General features: G+C 70.5%; 6 protein-coding genes. 1 reads left to right on the forward strand and 5 read right to left on the reverse strand.

The features are described from left to right. Window positions 1-165 precede the first annotated feature (165 nt). Window positions 166-1,128 carry a helix-turn-helix domain-containing protein gene (locus B9S61_RS07625; protein ID WP_103541558.1) on the forward strand — a complete coding sequence of 321 codons (963 nt, stop codon included), beginning with the start codon at window positions 166-168 and terminating at the stop codon, window positions 1,126-1,128. A 20-nt stretch (window positions 1,129-1,148) separates the two neighbouring features. Here the strand turns inward: B9S61_RS07625 and B9S61_RS07630 are convergent, their stop codons facing one another. The 5 genes from B9S61_RS07630 to B9S61_RS07650 all read right to left on the reverse strand — a co-directional run bounded on the left by B9S61_RS07630 (window position 1,149) and on the right by B9S61_RS07650 (window position 7,018). Next, entirely contained in the window at window positions 1,149-2,519 is a 1,371-nt protein-coding gene (locus B9S61_RS07630; protein WP_103541559.1) for a cytochrome P450, read from the reverse strand. Beyond that, window positions 2,516-3,601, reverse strand: coding sequence for an epi-isozizaene synthase (cyc1, locus tag B9S61_RS07635; protein WP_103541561.1), 1,086 nt, complete (start codon window positions 3,599-3,601; stop codon window positions 2,516-2,518). Before cyc1 ends, B9S61_RS07630 begins: the two co-directional genes overlap by 4 nt. Window positions 3,602-3,826: 225 nt before the next feature. After that, window positions 3,827-4,477, reverse strand: a complete 651-nt coding sequence (def, locus tag B9S61_RS07640; protein ID WP_103541560.1) for a peptide deformylase — start codon at window positions 4,475-4,477, stop codon at window positions 3,827-3,829. 149 nt (window positions 4,478-4,626) lie between these two features. Continuing rightward, a complete protein-coding gene (locus tag B9S61_RS07645) occupies window positions 4,627-5,607 on the reverse strand; it encodes a hypothetical protein (protein WP_103541562.1) in 981 nt (326 codons plus the stop codon). A gap of 157 nt (window positions 5,608-5,764) precedes the next feature. Further along, window positions 5,765-7,018, reverse strand: coding sequence for an HD-GYP domain-containing protein (locus B9S61_RS07650; protein WP_258039589.1), 1,254 nt, complete (start codon window positions 7,016-7,018; stop codon window positions 5,765-5,767). Window positions 7,019-7,022: the final 4 nt, after the last annotated feature.

The raw sequence follows: 7,022 nt of genomic DNA on the forward strand, positions 1-7,022 counted from the left end.
GAGGGTCATGAGGACGAACAGGCCGAGGACGGCCACCGTCGCGATCAGTGCTTCCATCTGCGTCGTATCCATGGACACCACTGTCGTGCCTTTCACTCCTTACCGGCAGTGGCAGGACTGCCGTACACCCTCGATCTACTGCCAGCGGCGGGGCACACTGGAGTCATGCTCCGGAACGTGGCCGCCGTCCTCCTCGACGGCGTGAACCCCTTCGAACTCGGCGTCGTCTGCGAGGTCTTCGGTATCGACCGCAGTGACGACGGGCTGCCGGTCTACGACTTCGCCGTCGCCTCGGCCGGCGGACCCACCGTGCGCAGCGCCGCGGGATTCGCGATGCAGGTCGAGCACGGGCTCGAGCGGCTGGAGGCGGCCGACCTCATCGCCGTGCCCGCCGGGGCCTCCTACGCCTCGCGGGAGTTCCCGCCCGAACTGCTGGACGCCCTGCGCCGGGGCGTGGACCGGGGCGCCCGGGTGCTCAGCGTCTGCTCGGGGGTGTTCGTGCTCGCCGCCGCCGGGTTGCTCGACGGGCGGCGGGTGACCGCCCACTGGAAGCATGCGCAGGTCCTGACCAGCAGGTATCCCCATCTGACCATGGAGGAGGATGTGCTCTGCGTCGACGAGGACCCGGTGATCACCTCCGCGGGCACGGCCGCCGGTATCGACGCCTGTCTGCATCTGGTGCGCAAGGAACAGGGCCCCGAGGTCGCCAACAGGATCGCCCGGCGCATGGTGGTGCCCCCGCACCGCGACGGCGGCCAGGCCCAGTACATCGAGCGCCCGCTGCCGCCGCCCGGGGGCGACACCGTCTCCGGGGTGCTGGTGTGGATGGAGCGGCACCTCGGCGAGGAGACCACCGTCGAGCAGCTCGCCGCCCGCGCCCACATGTCGCCGCGCACCTTCGCCCGCCGGTTCCAGCAGGAGACCGGCACCACGCCCTACCGCTGGATCCTGCGCCAGCGGGTGCTGCTGGCGCAGGAGTTGCTGGAGGCGACGGACGAGACGGTGGACGCGATCGCGGGCCGTACCGGATTCGGCAACGCGGCGGCGCTGCGCCACCACTTCGTACGCGCCGTGGGGGCCACACCGCAGGCCTACCGGCGCACGTTCAGGGGCCCGGAAGCCGCCTGAACGCGCGCCGGACCGGCCGGTCAGCGGGGCAGTGCCCGCAGCATCAGCCGGCGCGGCCGGAGCGTGATGCCGATCCGGGGCCGCGAGTCGGAACCGGACACGTGCTCGAAGCGGTAGGCGGAGGCGACCACCGCGGTGATGAGCGTGAGCTCGGCCATCGAGAAGTGGTCGCTCGGGCATTTCCGGTTGCCCACGCTGAACGGGCTCATGGCGTACTTGGGCACGTCCCTGGCCCGCTCCGGAAGCCAGCGGTCGGGGTCGAACTCCTCGGTGCGCTCGTACGACCGCCGGTCGCGCTGGATGGCGTACGGGCTGTAGATGAGGTCCGCGCCCTTGGGAATGCGGTATCCGCCGAGTTCCGTTTCCGCCACCGCACGGCGTGTCAATATCCATACGGCCGGATACAGCCGCAGGGTCTCCGTGACGACATTCGCTGTGTACGTCAGCTTTCGGACGTCCTCGAATGCGACCGGGCGGTCACCGACGACGTTCTCGACCTCGTCACGGATCTTGTCGCCGAGTTCCGGATGTTCGGTGAGAACCAGGAGGAGCGACATGATCGTGGCTCCGACGGTTTCGCTGCCGGGGGTGAGAATCGCGATGACCTGATCATGGATCTCCTGTTCCCCTATGGGTTCGCCATTGTCGTCCTCCGCCTCGAGCAAAGCCGTCAGCAAATCGTCCGGTTTTTGACCGCCTGCCCGTCGGTCGGCGACGATCTCGTCGACCAGGACATGCAAATCGGCCAGGGCCCGGTTGAATTCCCGATTGGCCGGAAGCGGAACCTTGTAGAGCGGTCCGAGCGGTACCACCATGCGCCGGTACATGCCGCTGAACAGCGTGGCGAGGTCGTCGCAGATGCGCTCGGCCCGGGCGTCCATGTAGCCGCCGCGCATCAGGCAGCGGGCGGAGACCCGGACCGCCGCGTGGAAGGACTCCGTCGTGACGTCCAGTTCCTCGCCCGAGCGCCAGCGCTCGACGAGCGCGTACGCCTCCTCCGCCATGATCGGCCCGTACGCGGGGATCGCCTCGAGCTTGAACGCCGGCTGTATGGTGCGGCGCTGACGACGGTGCAGCGGGCCGTTGGCGGTGGCCACGCCCTCCTCTCCGAGCAGGTCCTGCAGCGACTCCCAGAGCGGTCCGGCGATGATGTAGTCGGGGCTGAGCGCGACCGCCCCGGTGAGGGCGGGGGTGGTGACGGCGTACACCGTCTTCGGCCCGATCCTCAGGCGCACGACCTCGCCGTGGTCGCGCAGCCGGGACATGAAGGCCAGTGGATCGCGCGCCAGTTTCCATCCGTGGCCGAGGACGGGAAGTCCTCCGCCGGCCAGGGGCGGCTCGCGCAGTGCGGCTGCCTCGGACGCTCCGGGCCGTACCGACTCGACGGTCATCTCTCACCTGCCGCTTCGTTGTTGACGTACGGGGGCGTGGACCGGTCGTCCCAGCTGTCCACCGCGTACCGGCCGGACTCGTGGTGGAACCAGTAGACGGAACTGAACCAGTTCCGCATATTGCCGACGCAGGCGCGTACGGCAGCACTCGTCTCCTTTCCTCCCACCGTGCCGTCGTCGAGGACGTCGGCGAACCGTAACGCCTCCCGTTCGGCTTCCATGAATTCGCGTATGCATTGCTCCACCCGGCGCCTCAGCTCGACGATCGCCTCTTCGAGGGTCAGCCCTTCATGGGTGACGAGGCTGATGCCGAGATTGTGGACCTCACTACCCGCTATTTCCTTCGGTAGTGAGCACAGGTCGTTGTACCAGGCGGCGAATTCCTGACTCAGCAGAGCCGCCTTCCGATACGCCGGGTTCTTCCGTACCGGGTCCGGGAGTTCACTGCCCGCACCCGGTTCCAGCAGATCGGTCCAGATCCAGTGCGCGAAGGTGAGCCGGCGCAGTTCCAGATATTCCTCGACGGTGGGGACGATTCCCTCCGTACGGTTGTGGAATTCCCGGTCGTACGCCTCGATCACCGTGTGGAAGTGCCGGGCGAACCGGGCGTTCCAGCTGTCCGGCAGAAACCCGTACAGCCGGCGCACGCTGTCCGCGAGGCCCGCGACCACGGGATCCTCGTGCCCCAGGTGGTCCCCGGGACTGTCGAGGGCCGTGTGCAGCCGTTCCTTCAGCCGCCGCCAGGCGGCGGGGCGGCCGTGCACGATGTCGCGGTCGTGCCGGTCGTCCCAGACGAAGAACCACGCGCTGTAGTCCGCTATCGCCTGCAGGACCTCATCGGGGGAGCCTATGTAGTACCCCGCCATAAGGTCGGTGTAGCACAGGCCGTCGGCATATTCCTCCACCTTGTCCGCCGACATGAGCCGCTTTTCGAGCAGCCACGCCCGGGTCCTCTCCTGAAGCTTCGGCCAATACGGGTGGAGTTGCCGGGGAAACGCCGCCTCGATCACCGGAAGGGACAGCGCCGGTGGAACCGCGATGGTGGTCGGTGTCGGTGTGGTGCCGTGTGACAAAGCATGCACGAACAATCCCCTCTCAGCCGCCAGTCGATGCGAGCCCGCCCCCCGAGCCGGGCGCACGCCGTGCGTATCACCGCACCTCCATTCAGCACCACAACTGACCGTTCTGGGAACGGATTTGCTTCTTTCACTACTTCTACGCGCACACGGACGGACGGACGAACGCCCGACCGGAGAGAGGTCCGGCCGGGCGTCGTGCGCGAGGCGGTGGAGGGTTCCTGCCGCTGGTCAGTCGTTGGCGACCACGGGGTAGCGCGGCTCGTTCTCGGCCATCTGCCGCAGCGCGTCCTTCCGCTCCCGCTTGGACAGCCGGTCGATGTAGAGGTAGCCGTAGAGGTGGTCGGTCTCGTGCTGCAAACACCGTGCGAAGTAACCGGTGCCGCGTACCCGGACCGGGTTGCCCTTCTCGTCCTGCCCGGCCACTTCGGCGTAGTCCGGACGGGGCAGCGACGCGTACGCGGTGGGCACCGACAGACAGCCCTCGCTGCTGTCGTCCAGCCGGCGCCGCTCGGCGGGCAGTTCGACCAGCTTCGGGTTGCAGATCACACCGGTGTGCCGCGCGCCCTCGTCGTCCGGGCAGTCGTAGACGAAGACCTTCAGGTCGACGCCGATCTGGTTGGCGGCCAGGCCCACGCCCTCGGCGGTGCGCTGGCTGGCGAACATGTCGGCCACCAGCTGCTGGAACTCCTCGCCGAAGTCCGTGACGTCCTTGCACTCCTTGTGCAGCACCGGGTTGCCGACCACCGTGATCGGACGCGAGGTACCGCGCTCCCGCCAGGCCGCCTCGCGCTCCTCGCAGTCCTCCGTGTCGATGACGTACCCCTCGTCGTCGACGGGGAGCACGCCCGCGTGCTGCTGATCGGTGTCCTGCTGAGCCATGACCGACGTACGCCTTCCTGAGCAAAACCGGGGTTGTGACCTGACAAGGGTACGGTGAAGCGCCCCTTCAGGGGCGCGGGACCGCGTCGCCGTGCGGCGCCGCCGCGGGGCGCGAACGACCACGACGGACCCGCACGCGGTCGGCGCGCTCAGCAGACCTCTTCAAGATCCCGCCAGTCCCTCGAGTCCGGGCTGTCCGCGACCCACCCGTCCAGCAACCCCCGGACCAGCGACGCCGGCGCGGCCAGCCCGCATTCGCGCTCCGGCACCCACAACTGCCCGTCCGTGACATGGCCCAGCGGTCCGGGATGACCCGGCTCGCTGTGGTCGTGCGGGTCCAGGTGCTCGCCCTCGCCCTCGTCGGAGGGCATCCGGGACTCCGAGCACATCCGGCACAGCAGCCGTACGGACGACGACCAGTCCTCGGCGGCGAACCCGGCGTCGGAGGCCAGCTGTTCCAGCGCGTCCCGGTCGGACTCGGACGCGGCCTCCAGCAGCACCACCCAGGTCGGCACCGGCGAGGGTGCCCACAACTCGATCTCGTCGAACACCGGATAGGTGTGCCCGGCGGCGGTGCTGCGCTCCCCGTGCGGCACGCCGTCGTGCAGGACGACCTCGCCCCAGCGGCGGCCGGAGGACGGCAGCGGGATGGACAGCACCTCGATCCGGGCGGGGTCGAGACGCCGGCCCCACACCACCTCCGCCTCCCCCTCCGGGGAGAGCCGCACGGCAGCGCTGCCCAGGTCCATGCCCAGGGGCTCACCCGAGTCGGTGGCCGGGCCGGGCACCTTCAGCCCGTAGGCCTGCCAGGCCCGCCGGGCCAGCGGCCAGTCCTGCAGCGCGGTCGCGGCGATGCCGACGTTCCACCAGTCGGGAGCGCCGGTGTCGCGGTCCAGCAGCGCGACGGCCCGCAGGCCGGCGGCGCGCGCCTGCTCCCAGTCGTGCCGGAACTTGTGCAGCAGCGCGAGATTGAACCAGGACTCCGAAAGCCAGGGTTCCAGATCGGCGGCCCGTGTCAGCAGCGCGCCCGCGTCCTCGTACCGGCCGTCGCCGATGAGCGTGAACGCGCGGTCCGTGGCCTGCCGCCAGGAGGCGGAGGGCCGGTGCCGTCCCTTGCCGAAGATCCTCACGATTCCCGCCTGCCAGTTCCGTTCGGTGGGCCGGCCGTTCCGAACCGCGCCCCCGGACTCCCTCTCCTTCGCATCCAACCACGTACGGCCACGAGGACGCTCATTACCCATGGGTTACCCAGCCTCGTACGGGGTCAGACAGTCCTCTTCGCGGCTCTCACCACGAACCGTCTCCGCTCTCACGCGCCCCCTCCGTGTTCCGTGACAGGACCCGGGCCAGTGCCTCGACGACCTCCGGCGCGTACTCCCCGGCGGCGGCGAGCCGCAGTTCCTCCAGGGCGGTCAGCGGCCCGCCGGGACCTCCTTCCCGGGACTTCTCCTCGTACGCGTTCACCACCCGGACGATCCGCGCGGCGAGCGGCTGCTCCCGGTGCGGGTCGGCCTGGCGTTCGACGATGCCGGCGACCCGGGGGTCGACCCCGGTCTGGCGCACCACCGCGCCGCCGAGCAGCGCGATCCGCCGCTGCTCGGTGACCGGCAGGCCGGCGGTGGCGCCCTCGGGGACCGGGTCGACGAGGCTGAGCTGGCCGATGTCGTGCATCAGGGCGGCGTACTCCAGCACGGTCAGCTCGGGCTCGGTCAGCCCGAGGTCCCGGCCCACCGCCTGGCTGAGCCCGGCGACCCGGCGGGCGTGTCCGGCGGGGGTGTACCCGGCGATCTCGGTGGCCCGCGCGAGGGAGGCGATCGTCTGCCGGTAGGTGGCGCGCACGGCGGCGTACCGCCGGTAGGACAGCTGCGCGAGCAGCAGGGGTACGGAGAAGACGGGCAGCGCCCACAGGCCCACGACCGCGACCCCGAGCGCCATCACCGCACCGGTGGCGATGACGGCGGCCCCGATGCCGGGAAGGGACCGCAGTTCGTCGCGCAGCATCGGCGGGAAGGGCCGGCCGGTGCGGGAGTGCGCCAGCGCGGCGGCGAGCACCGCGTCGCACAGCGCGGTGAGGGACAGCAGCGCGAGCAGCACCAGCGCGTACGCGGGCCCGCCCCAGTCGTCGAAGACGCCCTGCCGGTACAGGGGCTGGAAGCACACGGCGACGCATCCCACGGTCAGCACCCGGCGGGCCGGCGGATCGAGGGCGGGGCCGTCGCCGCGCCCCACGTGCGGCACGCTGCCGAGCAGGGACGCGGCGAGCACCACGGTGACGACCTGGCCCGCCCCGTGCGCGGCCGGCCGTCCCGCGATCTCGCCGAGCAGCGCGTACGACAGCGATCCGGCGGCGGCGAGCGGAGCGGCCTCCCTGATCCGGGTCCCGTCCCGCCGGATGAGCTCACCGACGGTGACCAGCACCCCGAAGGCCAGGGCGGCGCCCCGCTCCTCGACACCGTGGTAGAGCGTGCTGCCCAGAGAAACCGCGGCCAGGACGGCGGCACAGACGTACACGACGACATGCAGCCGCGGCCTCACCGGCACCCCC

Source organism: Streptomyces sp. SM1, from assembly GCF_002910825.1.
Classification (GTDB): domain Bacteria; phylum Actinomycetota; class Actinomycetes; order Streptomycetales; family Streptomycetaceae; genus Streptomyces; species Streptomyces okerensis.

Bases quoted from the DNA above. Each gene is read 5' to 3' on its own strand.
- B9S61_RS07625 (WP_103541558.1), top strand. From the start codon at position 166: ATGCTCCGGAACGTGGCCGCCGTCCTCCTCGACGGCGTGAACCCCTTC.
- B9S61_RS07630 (WP_103541559.1), bottom strand. From the start codon at position 2,519: ATGACCGTCGAGTCGGTACGGCCCGGAGCGTCCGAGGCAGCCGCACTG.
- def (WP_103541560.1), bottom strand. From the start codon at position 4,477: ATGGCTCAGCAGGACACCGATCAGCAGCACGCGGGCGTGCTCCCCGTC.